The 15,042-nt window shown below is 72.0% G+C and carries 14 protein-coding genes and 1 tRNA gene; 12 read left to right on the plus strand and 3 right to left on the minus strand.

The window, feature by feature from the left end; all coding sequences use genetic code 11:
* The first annotated feature begins 1 nt into the window (after window position 1).
* The 10 genes from pntB to SKED_RS03865 all read left to right on the plus strand — a co-directional run bounded on the left by pntB (window position 2) and on the right by SKED_RS03865 (window position 10,002).
* Window positions 2–1,420 carry a Re/Si-specific NAD(P)(+) transhydrogenase subunit beta gene (gene pntB / locus SKED_RS03820; protein ID WP_012865805.1) on the plus strand — a complete coding sequence of 473 codons (1,419 nt, stop codon included), beginning with the start codon at window positions 2–4 and terminating at the stop codon, window positions 1,418–1,420.
* A gap of 41 nt (window positions 1,421–1,461) precedes the next feature.
* The gene (locus SKED_RS03825; RefSeq protein ID WP_012865806.1) at window positions 1,462–2,172 is read left to right on the plus strand and encodes a nucleoside triphosphate pyrophosphohydrolase; all 711 of its coding nucleotides are present in this window, start codon (window positions 1,462–1,464) and stop codon (window positions 2,170–2,172) included.
* 141 nt (window positions 2,173–2,313) lie between these two features.
* Window positions 2,314–3,594 carry a phosphopyruvate hydratase gene (gene eno, locus SKED_RS03830; RefSeq protein WP_012865807.1) on the plus strand — a complete coding sequence of 427 codons (1,281 nt, stop codon included), beginning with the start codon at window positions 2,314–2,316 and terminating at the stop codon, window positions 3,592–3,594.
* Window positions 3,595–3,787: 193 nt separating this feature from the next.
* Complete coding sequence (locus SKED_RS19900) at window positions 3,788–4,546, plus strand: FtsB family cell division protein (RefSeq protein WP_012865808.1); 759 nt, start codon at window positions 3,788–3,790, stop codon at window positions 4,544–4,546.
* A 128-nt stretch (window positions 4,547–4,674) separates the two neighbouring features.
* Complete coding sequence (locus tag SKED_RS03840; RefSeq protein ID WP_012865809.1) at window positions 4,675–5,196, plus strand: DUF501 domain-containing protein; 522 nt, start codon at window positions 4,675–4,677, stop codon at window positions 5,194–5,196.
* 46 nt (window positions 5,197–5,242) lie between these two features.
* Window positions 5,243–6,304, plus strand: a complete 1,062-nt coding sequence (locus SKED_RS03845) for a Ppx/GppA phosphatase family protein (protein ID WP_012865810.1) — start codon at window positions 5,243–5,245, stop codon at window positions 6,302–6,304.
* A gap of 208 nt (window positions 6,305–6,512) precedes the next feature.
* Window positions 6,513–6,839, plus strand: a complete 327-nt coding sequence (locus tag SKED_RS03850) for a PadR family transcriptional regulator (RefSeq protein WP_042437744.1) — start codon at window positions 6,513–6,515, stop codon at window positions 6,837–6,839.
* Entirely contained in the window at window positions 6,836–8,035 is a 1,200-nt protein-coding gene (locus SKED_RS03855; protein ID WP_012865812.1) for an HAAS signaling domain-containing protein, read from the plus strand. Before SKED_RS03850 ends, SKED_RS03855 begins: the two co-directional genes overlap by 4 nt.
* Window positions 8,036–8,248: 213 nt before the next feature.
* Entirely contained in the window at window positions 8,249–9,730 is a 1,482-nt protein-coding gene (locus SKED_RS03860; RefSeq protein ID WP_042437748.1) for an NAD(P)/FAD-dependent oxidoreductase, read from the plus strand.
* 198 nt (window positions 9,731–9,928) lie between these two features.
* Window positions 9,929–10,002 (plus strand) — tRNA-Leu (locus SKED_RS03865).
* A 65-nt stretch (window positions 10,003–10,067) separates the two neighbouring features.
* Here SKED_RS03865 and SKED_RS03870 read toward each other — a convergent pair.
* On the minus strand, window positions 10,068–10,796 hold the full coding sequence (locus tag SKED_RS03870; RefSeq protein WP_012865814.1) for a hypothetical protein: 729 nt from the start codon (window positions 10,794–10,796) through the stop codon (window positions 10,068–10,070).
* 181 nt (window positions 10,797–10,977) lie between these two features.
* Here SKED_RS03870 and SKED_RS03875 point away from each other — a divergent pair, with 181 nt between their 5' ends.
* Both SKED_RS03875 and SKED_RS03880 read left to right on the plus strand, forming a co-directional pair.
* On the plus strand, window positions 10,978–11,871 hold the full coding sequence (locus SKED_RS03875) for a helix-turn-helix domain-containing protein (protein ID WP_143755644.1): 894 nt from the start codon (window positions 10,978–10,980) through the stop codon (window positions 11,869–11,871).
* 143 nt (window positions 11,872–12,014) lie between these two features.
* Entirely contained in the window at window positions 12,015–13,064 is a 1,050-nt protein-coding gene (locus tag SKED_RS03880) for an iron-siderophore ABC transporter substrate-binding protein (protein WP_012865816.1), read from the plus strand.
* Window positions 13,065–13,119: 55 nt separating this feature from the next.
* Here SKED_RS03880 and SKED_RS03885 read toward each other — a convergent pair whose 3' ends face one another.
* Both SKED_RS03885 and SKED_RS18860 read right to left on the minus strand, forming a co-directional pair.
* The gene (locus SKED_RS03885) at window positions 13,120–13,980 is read right to left on the minus strand and encodes a pentapeptide repeat-containing protein (protein ID WP_012865817.1); all 861 of its coding nucleotides are present in this window, start codon (window positions 13,978–13,980) and stop codon (window positions 13,120–13,122) included.
* A 111-nt stretch (window positions 13,981–14,091) separates the two neighbouring features.
* Complete coding sequence (locus tag SKED_RS18860) at window positions 14,092–14,967, minus strand: D-alanyl-D-alanine carboxypeptidase family protein (protein WP_012865818.1); 876 nt, start codon at window positions 14,965–14,967, stop codon at window positions 14,092–14,094.
* Window positions 14,968–15,042 lie beyond the last annotated feature (75 nt).

Raw genomic sequence — 15,042 nt, forward strand, 5'->3', positions numbered from 1 at the left:
CATGACGCTCGCCTCCCTCGCGCAGGCCGTGTACGTCCTCGCCGCGATCCTCTTCATCCTCAGCCTCGCCGGGCTCTCCCAGCAGAGCACGGCACGCAACGGCAACGTCTTCGGCATGCTCGGCATGGGGCTGGCCCTGCTCGCGACCGTGGCCCTCGGCCTCGACAGCAGCGAACGGCCCGTGCTCGTCACCGCGCTGCTCATCGCGATGGTCTTCGTCATCGGAGCCGGCGTCGGCACCTGGCAGGCCCGCCGCGTCGAGATGACGCAGATGCCGGAGATGATCGCGATGCTGCACAGCTTCGTCGGACTCGCCGCCGTGCTGGTCGGCGTGAACTCCTACCTCACCGAGACCCACGCCGACGCGCTGCACCTCGTGGAGGTGTTCCTCGGCATCTTCATCGGGGCCATCACCTTCACCGGATCGATCGTCGCGTACCTCAAGCTCTCGGCGCGCATCAAGTCCTCGCCGCTCACGCTCCCCGGGCGCAACCTGCTCAACCTCGCCGGTCTCGCCGCCTGCGCCGGGCTGCTGGCCTGGTTCCTCGCGAGCCCGTCCGTGTGGCCGCTGCTCCTCACGATCGTCGTCTCCCTCGCCATCGGCTGGCACCTCGTCGCCTCGATCGGCGGCGGCGACATGCCCGTCGTCGTGTCGATGCTCAACTCGTACTCCGGGTGGGCTGCCGCGGCAGCCGGCTTCATGCTGAGCAACAACCTGCTCATCATCGTCGGCGCGCTCGTCGGGTCCTCCGGCGCGATCCTGTCGTACATCATGTGCAAGGCCATGAACCGGTCCTTCGTCTCGGTGATCCTCGGTGGCTTCGGGGCCGACGAGGGCGCGCCCGCCGCAGGGGCTGACGACACCGACCACGGCGAGCACACCGAGGTCACGGCGGCCGAGGTGGCCCAGATGCTCACCACCGCCCGGTCCGTCGTCATCACGCCCGGGTACGGGATGGCCGTCGCCAAGGCCCAGTACCCGGTCGCCGACCTCGCCTCGCGGCTGCGCGGGCAGGGGGTCGACGTGCGCTTCGGGGTCCACCCGGTGGCCGGGCGCCTGCCCGGGCACATGAACGTCCTGCTGGCCGAGGCCCGGGTGCCGTACGACATCGTCCTCGAGATGGACGAGATCAACGACGACCTCGCGGAGACCGACGTCGTCCTGGTCATCGGCGCGAACGACACCGTGAACCCGGCCGCCCTCGACGACCCGTCCTCGCCCATCGCGGGGATGCCGGTCCTCGAGGTGTGGAAGGCCAAGCAGGTCGTCGTGTTCAAGCGCTCCATGGCCACCGGGTACGCGGGGGTCCAGAACCCGCTGTTCTTCAAGGAGAACACCGCGATGCTGTTCGGCGACGCCAAGCAGCGCGTCGACGACATCGTCGCGGCGATCGGCGCCGACGAGAAGGTCTCGGTCTGACCAGGCCTCTCTCGACGGGCGGGCTGCGGCAGAATCGACGCATGACCACCGCCGCCCGCCCTGTCCCGTCGGCCGACCCCCTCCACGACCTCGTCGCGTCGATGGACCGCCTGCGCTCGCCGGGCGGCTGCCCGTGGGACGCCGAGCAGACGCACGGCTCGCTCGTGCGGTACCTGCTCGAGGAGTCCTACGAGCTCGCGGAGGCGATCGAGACGGGGGACAGGCCCGGGCTCCGCGAGGAGCTCGGCGACGTGCTCTTCCAGGTCGTGTTCCACGCGCGGATCGCGCAGGAGGACGCGGAGGACCCCTTCACGCTCGACGACGTGGCCGCCGACCTCGTCGCGAAGCTGCAGCGGCGCCACCCGCACGTGTTCGGCGACGACGAGTACGTCGACGCCGAGCACCTCACCGTGCGCTGGGACCAGATCAAGCAGCAGGAGAAGGCCCGCGGCTCCGTGCTCGACGGCGTCCCGCTCGGGCAGGGGGCGCTCTCGCGCGCCCAGAAGGTGGTCACGCGGGCCCGTCGTGCGGGGCTTCCGGACGGCGGGACGCACGAGGACGGCCTCTCGGTCGGCGGTGCTCCCGTCGGCGCAGGCCAGGCGGAGCCCAGCGCCGAGGACGTCGGCGCCGAGCTGCTCGCCGTCGTGAGGCGTGCGCAGGCCGCGGGCGTCGACGCGGAGGGTGCGCTGCGTGCTGCGCTGCGCAGCCTCGAGACCGAGATCCGCGACGTGGAGCAGCGCAGCGACGGCTGACCTCCGCCGACGTGACGCACCGGTGACGCGGGGGTGGCCCGGCCGTGAACGTGTCCGCCATAGGTCGAACATCCCGCCCCAGGACGGCTCGGATCCGACTAGTGTTGGGTCGTAAACCCGTAGTCCTTAGAAGGAGCATCTGTGGCCAGCATCGAAGTCGTCTACGCACGCGAGATCCTCGACTCCCGCGGAAACCCCACTGTCGAGGTCGAGGTCGTCCTCGACGACGGCTCGTCCGCCCGCGCAGGCGTGCCCTCCGGTGCGTCGACGGGTGCGTTCGAGGCCGTCGAGCGCCGTGACGGCGACAAGGGCCGTTACCTCGGCAAGGGCGTCCAGGGCGCCATCGACGCCGTGAACGAGGAGATCGCCCCCGAGATCATCGGCCTCGAGGCCGAGGAGCAGCGCGAGCTCGACTCCACCCTCATCGACCTCGACGGCACCCCCAACAAGGGCAAGCTCGGCGCCAACGCGATCCTCGGCGTCTCGCTCGCCGTCTCGCAGGCCGCTGCGGAGTCCGCAGGCCTCGAGTACTTCCGCTACGTCGGCGGCCCGAACGCCCACGTCCTCCCCGTCCCGATGATGAACATCCTCAACGGTGGGTCGCACGCCGACTCCAACGTCGACATCCAGGAGTTCATGGTCGCCCCGATCGGTGCCACCTCGTTCCGCGAGGGCCTGCGCATCGGCGCCGAGGTCTACCACTCCCTCAAGTCCGTCCTCAAGAGCGAGGGCCTCTCGACCGGTCTCGGCGACGAGGGTGGCTTCGCGCCGAACCTCTCGAGCAACCGTGCCGCGCTCGACCTGATCCTCGTCGCGATCGAGAAGGCCGGCTTCAAGCCCGGCGTCGACGTGGGCCTCGCGCTCGACGTCGCAGCGACCGAGTTCTTCTCCGAGGGCGCCTACCAGTTCGAGGGCAAGGCCACGAGCCCGGCCGACATGGTCGCGTACTACGCGCAGCTCGTCGCCGACTACCCCCTCGTCTCCATCGAGGACCCGCTGTCCGAGGACGAGTGGGACTCCTGGGCAGAGCTCGTCGCCCTCGTGGGCGACAAGGTGCAGATCGTCGGCGACGACCTCTTCGTCACCAACCCGGAGCGCCTGGCCAAGGGCATCAAGCAGCGCTCGGCCAACTCGCTCCTGGTCAAGCTCAACCAGATCGGTACCCTCACCGAGACCCTCGACGCCGTGCAGCTCGCGCAGCGCGCCGGCTTCACCGCGATGATCTCGCACCGCTCGGGCGAGACCGAGGACACGACGATCGCCGACCTCGCGGTCGCGACCAACTCGGGTCAGATCAAGACCGGTGCCCCCGCCCGCGGCGAGCGCATCAACAAGTACAACCAGCTCCTCCGCATCGAGGAGTCTCTCGGCGACTCGGCTGTCTACGCCGGCGCCTCGGCCTTCCCGCGCTGGAACGCCTGAGCACCAGCTCACCGGTAGGTCCCTGACCTGCTGACGAAGCCCGGTGGCCCCTCGAGGGCCACCGGGCTCCGTCGTCTCCGGACCTGCCCCACCCTGGCTCGCACGGCCCACCAGGCCCCCGTCGTGTGTGAGGGATGTGCAGGCGGGCGAGTCGCGTGCTGCACGCGGCGGCGCGACGAGGCAGGATTGGACCGTGCCTCCCTCCTCCCGTCCCCCCGCGCCCCGCCCTGACGGCGGCAAGGCCACGGGACGCTCCTCGGAGGCCCAGCGTCCAGCCCCGCCCGCAGCGGGCGCACCGGCCCGGTCAGCCGCAGGCCGACCCGCCCGGCCAGCCGGAGCCGCCCGGCCCGCACCACGGTCCCGCCCCGCGTCGACGCGCACCGGCGACGTCCCCGCCGTCCCACGGCCGACGGGCCGGACCTCCGGCTCCGCACCGAGGTCGGCCCCGCGCGGCGCCGCACCCCGCACCGGCCCCACCGCCTCTCCACGGGGCTCCCGGCAGACGTCGGCCGGGACCCAGCCCGCGGCCCCTCGACCTCGCGGCTGGGTCCGCATCTTCACGGTGCGGTCCGCCGTGATCATCCTCGTGACGCTCATGGGCTTCATCCTCACGCTCCCCACCGCGCTGCAGTTCTTCAAGCAGCGCGCCGCCAACGAGGAGCTCCGGGCCCAGCTCTCGCAGATCCAGGAGCAGAACGCGACGGCGACCAACGAGCTCAGCCGCTGGCAGGACGACAGGTTCGTCATCGCCCAGGCGCGCGAGCGACTCACCTTCGTGTTCCCGGGCGAGCAGGCCTACCGGGTCGTCGACCCCGAGTCCGTCGCCGAGCCCGTCCCCGAGGAGACCGAGGGGCCGGTCGAGGACGGCGCGGTGACCTCGGGGCTCGTCGAGGACCAGCCCTGGTACTCGACCGTGTGGGACTCCGTCGAGGTCGCCGGGCAGGCGGACTGACCCGCAGCCCGGACGGCTCGCACGTCGTCGCCCGGCACGGCCCGGCGGCCCGCGAGGTCGAGGCACGCAGGATTCCGGGGGAGAATGGTCCGGCGCGAACGACCACCACCCGAACGAAGGAACGCCCCGTGACCGAGCCGGCACCCGCCGTCGTCCCTGACCCGCAGACCGTCACCGAGCGTGACCTCGAGGTCCTCGCCGAGCAGCTCGGACGCGTCCCCCGCGGCGTCGTGGGCATCGCCGCCCGCTGCGTCTGCGGCCGGCCGCTGGTGGTCCGCACCGCGCCCCGCCTCGACGACGGGACGCCCTTCCCGACGACGTACTACCTCACGAGCCCGGGCGCCGTCGCCGCCGCCAGCACCCTCGAGGCCAACGGGGTCATGCGCGAGATGTCCGAGCGCCTGCTCGAGGACGACGAGCTCGCCGCCGCGTACCAGAAGGCGCACGAGCACTACCTCGCGCAGCGCGAGGAGCTCGGGCACGTCGAGGAGATCGCCGGCATCTCTGCGGGCGGGATGCCCGTGCGCGTCAAGTGCCTGCACGTGCTCGTCGGGCACGCCCTCGCCGCCGGCCCCGGGGTCAACCCGCTCGGCGACGAGGCCCTCGCGCTCATCCAGGGCACCTGGCGTCAGGACCGCTGCACCTGCTGACCAGGCAGGTCCTCGGATGTCACCGCGAGGTGGCAGGCTTGGCCCTATGACCTCGGCTGCACACCCTTCACCGCTCTCGTCCCCCGTCCTCTCGGCGCTCACCGGCCCCGCAGGCGACGCCGACGCCCCTGCGGCCTCCGGGCCTGCACCGGGCTCTCGGCGGGTCGCCGCGATCGACTGCGGCACCAACTCGATCCGCCTGCTCGTCGCGGACGTCGACACCGAGGCCGGGACGCTCACGGACCTGGTCCGCGAGATGGAGGTCGTCCGCCTCGGCCAGGGGGTCGACCGCACAGGGCGCCTGGCGCCCGAGGCGCTCGAGCGCACCCTCGAGGCCACCCGGCGCTACGCCGAGACCTGCCGCGAACTCGGCGCCGAGCGTGTGCGCTTCGTCGCGACGTCGGCGTCGCGCGACGCCGAGAACCGCCAGGACTTCGTCGACGGTGTCGTCGCCGCGATCGGCGTCGAGCCCGAGGTGATCTCCGGTGACGAAGAGGCCGAGCTGAGCTTCCGTGGGGCCACGAGCGTGCTCGGTGCGGGTCACACGGCCCCCTACCTCGTGGTCGACCTCGGTGGTGGCTCGACCGAGGTGGTGCTCGGCACCGACGCACCCGAGGCGGCGCGCTCCATGGACGTCGGGTGCGTCCGCATGACCGAGCGGCACCTGACCCCGGACCCGCCGACGGCCGAGCAGGTCGAGGCCGCCCGGGCCGACGTCCGTGCCGCGCTCGACTCGGCTGCCGAGGTGGTCCCGCTCGGCAGGGCCGGAACCCTCGTCGGCCTCGCCGGGACGGTCACCACGGTGACGGCTCACGCCCTCGGGCTGGAGCGTTACGACCGCGACCGCATCAACGGCTCGGTGCTCACCGTCGAGCAGACGCTCGCGGCGTGCGACGACCTGCTGGCCCGCTCGCGCGACGAGCGCGCCTCGCTCGGCTTCATGCACCCGGGACGGGTCGACGTCATCGCCGCCGGGGCGCTCGTCTGGTCCGAGGTGGTCCGGCGGGTGCGCGACGAGGTCGCCGCCGCCGGGGGAGAGCTCACCGAGGTGGTCACGAGCGAGCACGACATCCTCGACGGCATCGCCTGGAGCGTCGCCCAGGGCTGAGCCCGGCTGTCCCACGAGCCCTCGCGCCTGACGGTGCGGGGGCTCGTCGTGTACTACGACACGCCGCGGGGTACTGCTCTCGGCCGGGTAGTGCGCGTCGCGTAGTAGTGTGTGCGGTGCACGACCAGGGGCGCGGACCGCGCACGTCCGGTGCGTGCCGACGAGGGGCCCCGGCGCCCTGGGTCGCAGCGACGCACCAGGAGGTCCGATGGATACCACACAGCTCCTCAGAGGAGTGCTCGACGCCGCGGTCCTCGCGGTGCTCGACGACGCCGACGGGTACGGCTACGACGTCGTCCGCCGGCTGCGGGCCGCGGGGCTCGAGGACGTCGGCGACGCCTCGGTCTACGGCACCCTCCGCCGGCTCTACTCGGCGGGAGTGCTCTCCAGCTACGTGGTCCCCTCCGACGAGGGGCCGCACCGCAAGTACTACGGCATCAACCCGCAGGGGCGGGCGATGCTCGCCACGCAGCGCAAGGAGTGGGAAGAGTTCTCGGGCGCGATGAGCGCGCTCCTCATGAAGGGGGCAGCATGACCACCGCGGCACTTCTCGGGCACGTGACGGCCTACGCCGCGCAGGTCCGCACCCACCTGTCCGACCTGCCCTCCGAGCAGGTCGACGACCTCACCGACGGCCTCGAGGCGGACCTCGCCGAGGCGCTCGCCGACCCCGACGCCCGGCCGGTCACGGGCGAGGTCCCCACGGTACGGCTGCCGGTCGACGGCACTGCGGACACGGTGGTCCTCGACCTGGCGGCGCGCTTCGGCGACCCGGCCGACTACGCCGCCGAGCTGCGCACGGCCGCCGGTCTGCCGCTGGCCCCCGAGGCCGGGACACCTGACCTCGGGCCGTCCCGCTGGGAAGAGATGGTCGCGTGGTGGGGCGAGCAGAAGAAGGCCGCGACGGCTCACCCGGTGTGGCCCTCGGTCAGCTCCTTCGCCCTCGCCGTCCGACCGGCCTGGTGGGTCGCGCGCGGCTGGGTGCTGTTCGGCATCCTCTTCTCGCTCAACAGCACCGAGGGAACGGTGGTCGCCCCAGGAGGTCTGCTCGAGTGGATCGTGTTCCTCGGGCTCGTGTGGCTGAGCGTCGAGTACGGGCGGGATCGCCGGGCGCTGCCGAGGCCGGTCCGGCGGCTGGCCGTCGGGCTGAGCGTCGTCGCGGCGGTGTTCCTGCTCCCCGGTGTCGCGGCGATGGCGGCGCCCGCCGAGGTCCGGTACGAGGACTCGGCGTACTCCGACGTGCCTCCGGTCGACGGCGTCTACGTCGACGGCTCCCGGGTGACCAACCTCTTCGTCTACGACGCGGACGGCGAGTACGTGGAGCACGCCCAGGTCCTCGACAACCAGGGGCGCGCCGTCCGCGTCGACGAGCCCGACGGCCTCTGGATCGACGGCGAGGCGACCGTCCTGCACTGGGCGCCGCTCTTCGACGTCGACGGGCGTGAGGTCCCCAACGCCTACCCGGTGCCGACCGTCCGCAGCGACAGCTACGGCAGGCTCGACGACCTGGGCACGGACAGCCAGGTAGGTGCGGTCACCGAACCCGCCCCACCGGTCCGCAGCGTCGCTCCGCTAGACGTCGACGCCGCCTCGACGGCCGCGGAGCCAGAGGCGGACCCGGACGGACCCGCAGGTCCGACCGACCCCACGTCGACCGACCCCGCGTCGACCGACCCCGCGACCGACACCGCAACCACCCCTCCCGCCGCCCCCGAGACCCCAGACAGCTGACCCACGCAGCCCCTCCCCATGCTCGTGGCGCGACGGCTAGACCCTCCGCGGAGGTGTCTGCCGTCGCGCCACGAGCATGGGAGTGCGGGTCTGGGGACCGGTGGTCCGTGTTCGTGCTGGTGGGCGTCGTGTGTGTGGCGGGTGAAGACCTCTGTGCCGCGGATCACGGTGCTACGGGTTCGCGGACCATAGACCCGGGAATATCATGGCTGTATGGCTCAGACTGACGTGACCCCGGATAGTGCTGCCTCATCTCCCTCGGCGGCACCCGCCCGCGCGCCCAAGCCGCGCAAGGTTCCGCGCATCGTCGTGCTCGGTGGTGGTTCGGTCGGCCTCTACTCCGCCCGTCGCCTCCGCAAGCGCCTCGGTCGCCGCGAGGCCGCGATCGTCGTCGTCGACCCGCGCCCGTACATGACCTACGCGCCGTTCCTCCCCGAGGTCGCGGCCGGATCCATCCAGGACCGCGACGTCGTCGCCCCGCACCGCCGTGCGCTCAAGCACGTCGACACGCTGCAGGGCAAGGTCACGCACATTAACCACGGTGAGCGCACCATCGAGATCACGCCCGAAGAGGGCGACGCCTACTCGATCACCTACGACCACCTCGTGGTCGGCCTCGGCTCGGTCGCCCGCACCCTCCCCATCCCGGGACTCGCGGAGCAGGGCATCGGCTTCAAGAACGTCGAGGAAGCGGTCGCCCTGCGCAACCACATCCTCAACCGCATCAACCTCGCGAGCTCCACCTGGGACCCCGAGCTCCGTCGCCGCATGCTCACCTTCACCTTCGTCGGTGGCGGGTTCGCCGGCATCGAGGCCCTGGCCGAGACCGAGGACATGGCCCGCGCGGCCGCCAAGAACCTCCCCGGCGTCTCGCAGGACGACATCCGCTTCGTGATGATCGAGGGCACCGACCGCATCCTCCCCGAGCTGACCCTCGAGATGGCCAACTACGCGCTCGCCGAGATGAAGAAGCGCGGCATCGAGTTCCACCTGTCGACCTTCCTCAGCTCCTGCGTCGACGGCCACGTGGTCACCTCGACCGGCGTCGAGTTCGACTCCGAGACCATCGTCTGGACCGCCGGCGTCAAGGCCAACCCGGTCCTGGGCACCTCGGACCTGCCGCTCGACAAGATGGGCCGCCTCATGGTGCTGCCCACCCTCCAGGTCGCCGACGAGGACGGGAACGTCGTCGAGGGTGCCTGGGGTGCCGGTGACTGCGCCGCGGTCCCCGACCTGTACAACCCGGGCAAGTTCTGCCCGCCGAACGCCCAGCACGCGATCCGCGAGGCGAAGGTCCTGGCCGACAACCTCTTCCAGTCGCTCAAGTCTGGCCCGGTCACCGAGTACAAGCACAAGAACCTCGGCACCGTCGCCTCGCTCGGCCTGCACAAGGGTGTCGCGATCCTCTTCGGCTCGATCAAGCTCAAGGGCTTCCCGGCCTGGGTCATGCACCGCGCGTACCACGTGTCCGCCATGCCGACCATGAGCCGCAAGATCCGCATCACGACCAACTGGTTCGGTACGTACTTCCTGCGCCGCGAGGTCGTCTCCCTCGGCTCGATCCACGACCCGCGCGCCGAGTTCCGCGCCGTGTCGACCCCGGCCAAGCCCAAGGAGGCCCCGGCCGAGGCGGCGAAGACCACGCCGATGGCTCCGACCGAGACCAACAACACCGAGGCCGCGTCGAAGTCCTGACGCCAGCCCACCGGGCGACCTGCTGACGCAGGTCGCCCCACCCCGACGGGGACGCACCGAGACGGTGCGTCCCCGTCGTCGTCTGCGGGCGACGCGCCCGACCGGTGCGCTCCCGCCCGGTCTGTCTCCACCCGAGGCGCCGCCGCGTGTTGTATCGTCCGGAACCTGCCCTCCCGGTCGACGCCGCGCGGGCAGCACGCCCCCGTAGCCCAACTGGCAGAGGCAGCCGACTTAAAATCGGCACAGTGTGGGTTCGAACCCCACCGGGGGCACCGCTGTCGGCAGACCTCGATCTGGCCCGAGAGCTCGTGCGGGCCAGGCCGGTGGCGGGGCCATCTCAGGGCTTGGCCGCCAGCAGATCGGGCACCTGAGATGTCTGGCTGATGAACGACGCCAGCGTCCTGTCGAGCCGACGTGTCACGCCGATGAGCTGCGGGTAGACGGCCCCAGCCCGGGTGAAGATCGACTCCATGTGTGCGGCTCGGTTCCGAAGCTCCCGGATCTCTGCCAGTCGTGGGTGGACCTTGGTGCGATCAGTCCCGGCATGGAGGGCCCGGTGGAGCACTGGGGTCCAGATCGTCGCTTCGTGCTCCTGGGCGGTGAGGGACGTCCAGAACGAGAAGGGCATCTCCGCGAGGACCTTGCCCCTGGGCGGAAGCGCTGCTTGGTGCCGCCACGTCCGATGAGCGCCTCTGATCTTCCCCCGCATCCCGGCGTTCGCGTCGACCCCTCGAAGGTCCAGTCGCGGAGGGAAGAGCACACCGTGCTGTGAGGCGTGGAGCCAGTCTGCTCCGCCGAGGGCAGGGTGGCTCAAGAGCGCACGATCGTAGGCGTTCCTGAGGCCGACCTCGAGATGCCCGACGTCGCGCAGCCACGCCGCCGCGAGCTGAGCGTTCCAGTCGTAGAGGGCCAGAGCCCGACCTGGGTCGCCTCCGGCTGCGGTGACGTACTTCTGGAACCGCGGCGCAGTCACCCAGGCGCCGTGCTCGGGGCTTGTCATCGACCTCTCCGGGAACCTAAAATCAAGGGGTTGAGTCCTGAACGACCCCTGCTCTTCGGTGAGCATGTTGTCAGCGACGTAGGAACGAGAAGCCCCGGGATGTTGGCAGCGCGCGCTGCCAGCGCCGGGGCTTTCCTGTGTCTCGTGTGTGGCATATGCACCATACCGAGGCCGGGCGGGCTCGTGCGCTACCTGTGGACAGCGAACGGTCCGCCGCGGCTTCGGCGATCCGGGTACGGTCTGGGTCGTGGGAGAACACGAGAGGCGCGCGGCTCGGGAGCCCGGTCTGGACGCAACAGGACGCGACGCCAGCGCCCGCCTCTGGGGTACCTCGTCGCTCGCGGATCCCTTCGCCGACGACGCGCTCGTGCCCGAGCACCGGCAGGTGCTGCCGCCGTGGATGCTCTCGACCCTGGTGGTCGACCCTGCCGCGGAGGCCCGGGAGTGGGTGTCGGCCGTGCACCACGAGCACGAGCTGCTGTGGTGCGCCGGCCGGGCGATCACCGTCGAGGCGCGCGGCCAGGTGTGGCTGGTGCCGCCGACGCTCGGCATCTGGCTCCCGGCTGGCACGGTGCACCGGGTCACGGCCCACCCGGACGCGAGCGTGTTCGCCGCCTACCTCGACACGAGCCGCGAGGTGCCCGGCTGGGACTCGATCCTCGGTGTGCCGGTCACCCCGCTGCTGCACGAGCTCCTGCTGCACAACCGACGTGCGGCGATGCCCGACGCGAGCCGCCACGCGCTGCAGGCGCTGGCGGTCGAGCAGATGGTGCCGCTCACGGCGGCGACCATCGAGCTGCGGCTGCCGCGTGACCTGGCGCTGCGCGGCGTCGCCGAGCAGGTCGTCGCCGACCCGGGGGACGGGCGGTCGCTCGACGCGTGGGCGTCGAGCATCGGCATGAGCCCGCGGACCTTCATGCGGCGGTTCCTCGACGACACCGGGTCGACCTTCGCGCAGTGGCGGATCCTGGCACGGGTCGCGGCCGCACTGACGATGCTCGCCGAGGGGCGGGCCGTCGCGACGGTCGCGCGGGCGGTCGGGTACTCGAGCACCGGGACCTTCGTGGCGCTCTTCCGGCGGACCACGGGCATGACGCCGGCGGCGTACTCGCGGCTGCAGGGCGGCGGGCTCGAGAGCTGAGGGGGCGATCAGCGACGCCGTGGCGGGATCGCGACGACAGATGACGGGATTTCTCTATCCCGCCTCGTCTAGCATCTTCTTAGGCCAGCCTATCCTTGCTTCCGCGGACGGTGGCCGACTCCCACCCTCCTCGAAGGAACCCCATGACCACGCTCTTCTCCGGGCAGCGTCGCGCTGCCTCCCTCGCCGTCGCGGCCCTCGCCGCGACCGCTCTCCTGGCCGGCTGCTCGTCGACCGACGACGCCGCTGACGCCGCCACCGGCACCGCTGGCGCGACGACGAGCACGACCGCCGTCGCCCTCGCCGAGGACGGAGCCTTCCCGGCGACCGTCGAGCACGCCTACGGGTCGACGACCATCGAGACCGAGCCGCAGCGCATCGTCACCATCGGCTGGAGCGCGCAGGACGCGGTGCTCGCCCTCGGTAAGGTGCCCGTCGGCATCGAGCGCTTCACCGGCAGCGGGATCGTCGACGACATCCTCCCGTGGGACACCGACTACTTCGTCGACGCCACCCCGACGCTGCTCACCTCGAACCCCGAGGTGCCCTTCGAGCAGATCATGGCGCTCGAGCCCGACGTGATCATCGCGGTGTACTCCGGCATCGAGCAGTCGGACTACGACCGTCTCACCGAGATCGCGCCGACCGTCGCGTTCCCCGAGGTCGCCTGGTCCACGCCCTGGCAGGACCAGACCACCATGATCGGCGCCGCCCTCGGGCAGCCGGCCCGCGCCGACGAGCTCGTCGCCGGGATCGCCGACACCCTCGCCGCCACCCGCGAGGCGAACCCCGAGCTGGCCGGCAAGACCGTCACGTACGCGATGGCGGGCGAGGACGTCATCGTGTTCTGCCCCAACGACCCCCGCATCGAGATGCTCGTCGAGATCGGCATGGTCCCGTCGGCCGGCACCGAGCAGGCCTGCGCCGGTGACGACGCGTCCTCGGTGATCGTCAGCCCCGAGCTCGTCGACACCCTCGACGCCGACGCGTTCATCCTCGTGGACGTCGACGACACCGTCCTCGACCAGCTCATGCAGGACGACCTCTTCGCGGGCCTGCCGGCCGTGGCCGACGGCCGCGTCATCCAGATGATCGGCATGGACTACGCCATGGCGACCTCTGCCCCGACCGTCCTGAGCATCCCCTACGCCCTCGACGAGTTCGTCACCCAGCTCACCGACATCCTCGGCTGAGGCCCACGTGGTGGGCGGGAGCGACCGCCCACCACCGAGGGCGTCTTCTCGAGGGCTACCTCCAGTGCCCGGGCCGTTCCAACCGCTCCGGCAGGCGCGTCGAGGCGTCGCCCCGCGCCGACGCGACCTGGGCCTGGGTGAGGAACAGCGCGGTCGACAGGTCCGCGCTTCGCAGGTCGGCGTCGCGCAGGTCTGCGCCGATGACGTCGGCCCACCGCAGGTCTGCTCCGTGCAGGTCGGCGCCGATGAGGTACGCGCCGCGCAGGTTGGCGCCGGCCAGACGGGCCTCGGCCAGCCGGGCGCCGAGCAGGTCGGCACCGCGGTGGTCCACCGGTCTCCCCGGGACCTGGGAGCGGACGAGTGCGCTGGCCCGCAGCAGCACGGCGTTGACGCGCTGCCGCTCGGCGTCCACGTCGAGCGCGAGCAGCGCCACGGGTGTCCCGCGGGTCAGTGCCTCGGTGCGCGCGAGCTCGTCACGCAGCGCCGCGTGCTCGGCGGAGGCCGCCTCGTGGGTGAGGGCGTCGGTGAGGTACCAGAGCAGCTCGTGCAGGTTCTTGACCACCGGGAACACCGCGAACATCTCTGCGGCTGGCGCCCCGTCACGCCAGGTGCTCCCCGCGTAGGTGCCCTGCACCACCTGCTGGCCGGCGCCGAAGCAGTCGTAGACCGTGCACCCGCGCATCCCCGAGTCCCGCAGCCGGGCGTGGATGCCGCAGCCGAAGCCCTCGGTGAGGTTGCCGCAGGGGTCGCCCGCCGCCTTGGTGAAGGCGAAGTCGGAGGACCTCGCGAAGGGCAGCGCGACGCAGCACAGACCCGCGCAGCGCGAGCAGTCGGCCCGGAGGCGGTCCGCAGGCTGCGGCGCGCTCGTGCCGCCTTCGGCGAGGGCGAGCAGCGGGCGGGGAGGTTCAGCAGTCACAGGTGAGGCTCCGACGGGGACGGGTCTCCCAGTCTCGCACCGCGCCGGTGTGCGGTCGCGTCTTTACTCGCGGACAGCGGACAGCGGGCAGCAGTGAGGTGGCTCAGCTGCTCAGCCGTCGATGCCGTCCCAGCCGCTCGACGAGTCGGGCAGCAGGTCGGGGCACGTCCCGCCCGGCTCGACGACCGGCTCGAAGTGCCACAGCTCGTTCGCGTAGACCCGGCACAGGCCGTGCTCGGATCCGTGCTGCTCGAGCCACAGCGCGCCGTCGGTGGGACCGACGTCGATCGCGAGCCCGGCCACGTGCGCCGAGCGCTCGGGCGGCAGCACCCACCGGTGCGCCTCCTCTGCGGAGCCGTGCTTGGCCAGGGTCATCTCGACGAGAGCGGCCTGGTCCTCGGCCGACCGCCACCCGGAGGTGAGCGTCATCTCCACGCCGTCGGCGGCAGCCGCCTCGACCGCGCCGGCGAACCGCCGCTCGAGCTCGGCGTCGAGGCCTGTGGCGGCGGGCGCCGCGGCACCGCCCAGCGGACCCGACGACGCACCGGGTGCACCAGCGGCTGCTGGCCCACCTACGCTGCTGGAGACCCCGAGCGCCACCGCGGCGAGCCCGAGGGTGAGCACCACGACAGGGACGGACACGAGCAGAGCGGTGCGCCGGGTGGGACGTGGCGACGAGGCGTGGAGGCTCGTCGGGGACGGTCCGGCGACGGGGTCAGCCCCGACGGCGGCGCGAATGTGCCAGCCCACCTCGTCTGCGACGGGGGCATCCGGGGCGAAGGTACCGAGCACGATGCCGTCCGACGCATCGACCGAGCGGTCGGTGGCGTGCTCGCGCCACGCCGTGTCGAAGGGCACGACGTGCGCGGCGTTCGCCCGGACGGTCGTCCGCCGGCGCGGTGGCTCGGCGGGCAGTGCTGCGGGCGTGCTCTCGGCAGACCCGCGCCGAGGGATGCGGGGACGGCTGGTCGCCTGAGAGGAGGTCATGGTGATGATCGTCCCGCCAGGACGGCACCCAGGGCATCAGCCCGCGGGCTGATCTCCCGGCCCGGCAGGCGTCGC

Origin of the sequence: Sanguibacter keddieii DSM 10542 (genome assembly GCF_000024925.1) — a bacterium.
Classification (GTDB): domain Bacteria; phylum Actinomycetota; class Actinomycetes; order Actinomycetales; family Cellulomonadaceae; genus Sanguibacter; species Sanguibacter keddieii.

What these genes read in the sequence shown, in the direction of transcription:
- pntB (WP_012865805.1), top strand. Translation starts at nt 2, where the DNA reads ATGACGCTCGCCTCCCTCGCGCAGGCCGTGTACGTCCTCGCCGCGATC.
- SKED_RS03825 (WP_012865806.1), top strand. Translation starts at nt 1,462, where the DNA reads ATGACCACCGCCGCCCGCCCTGTCCCGTCGGCCGACCCCCTCCACGAC.
- SKED_RS03845 (WP_012865810.1), top strand. Translation starts at nt 5,243, where the DNA reads ATGACCTCGGCTGCACACCCTTCACCGCTCTCGTCCCCCGTCCTCTCG.
- SKED_RS03850 (WP_042437744.1), top strand. Translation starts at nt 6,513, where the DNA reads ATGGATACCACACAGCTCCTCAGAGGAGTGCTCGACGCCGCGGTCCTC.
- SKED_RS03855 (WP_012865812.1), top strand. Translation starts at nt 6,836, where the DNA reads ATGACCACCGCGGCACTTCTCGGGCACGTGACGGCCTACGCCGCGCAG.
- SKED_RS03860 (WP_042437748.1), top strand. Translation starts at nt 8,249, where the DNA reads ATGGCTCAGACTGACGTGACCCCGGATAGTGCTGCCTCATCTCCCTCG.
- SKED_RS03870 (WP_012865814.1), bottom strand. Translation starts at nt 10,796, where the DNA reads ATGCTCACCGAAGAGCAGGGGTCGTTCAGGACTCAACCCCTTGATTTT.
- SKED_RS03880 (WP_012865816.1), top strand. Translation starts at nt 12,015, where the DNA reads ATGACCACGCTCTTCTCCGGGCAGCGTCGCGCTGCCTCCCTCGCCGTC.
- SKED_RS18860 (WP_012865818.1), bottom strand. Translation starts at nt 14,967, where the DNA reads ATGACCTCCTCTCAGGCGACCAGCCGTCCCCGCATCCCTCGGCGCGGG.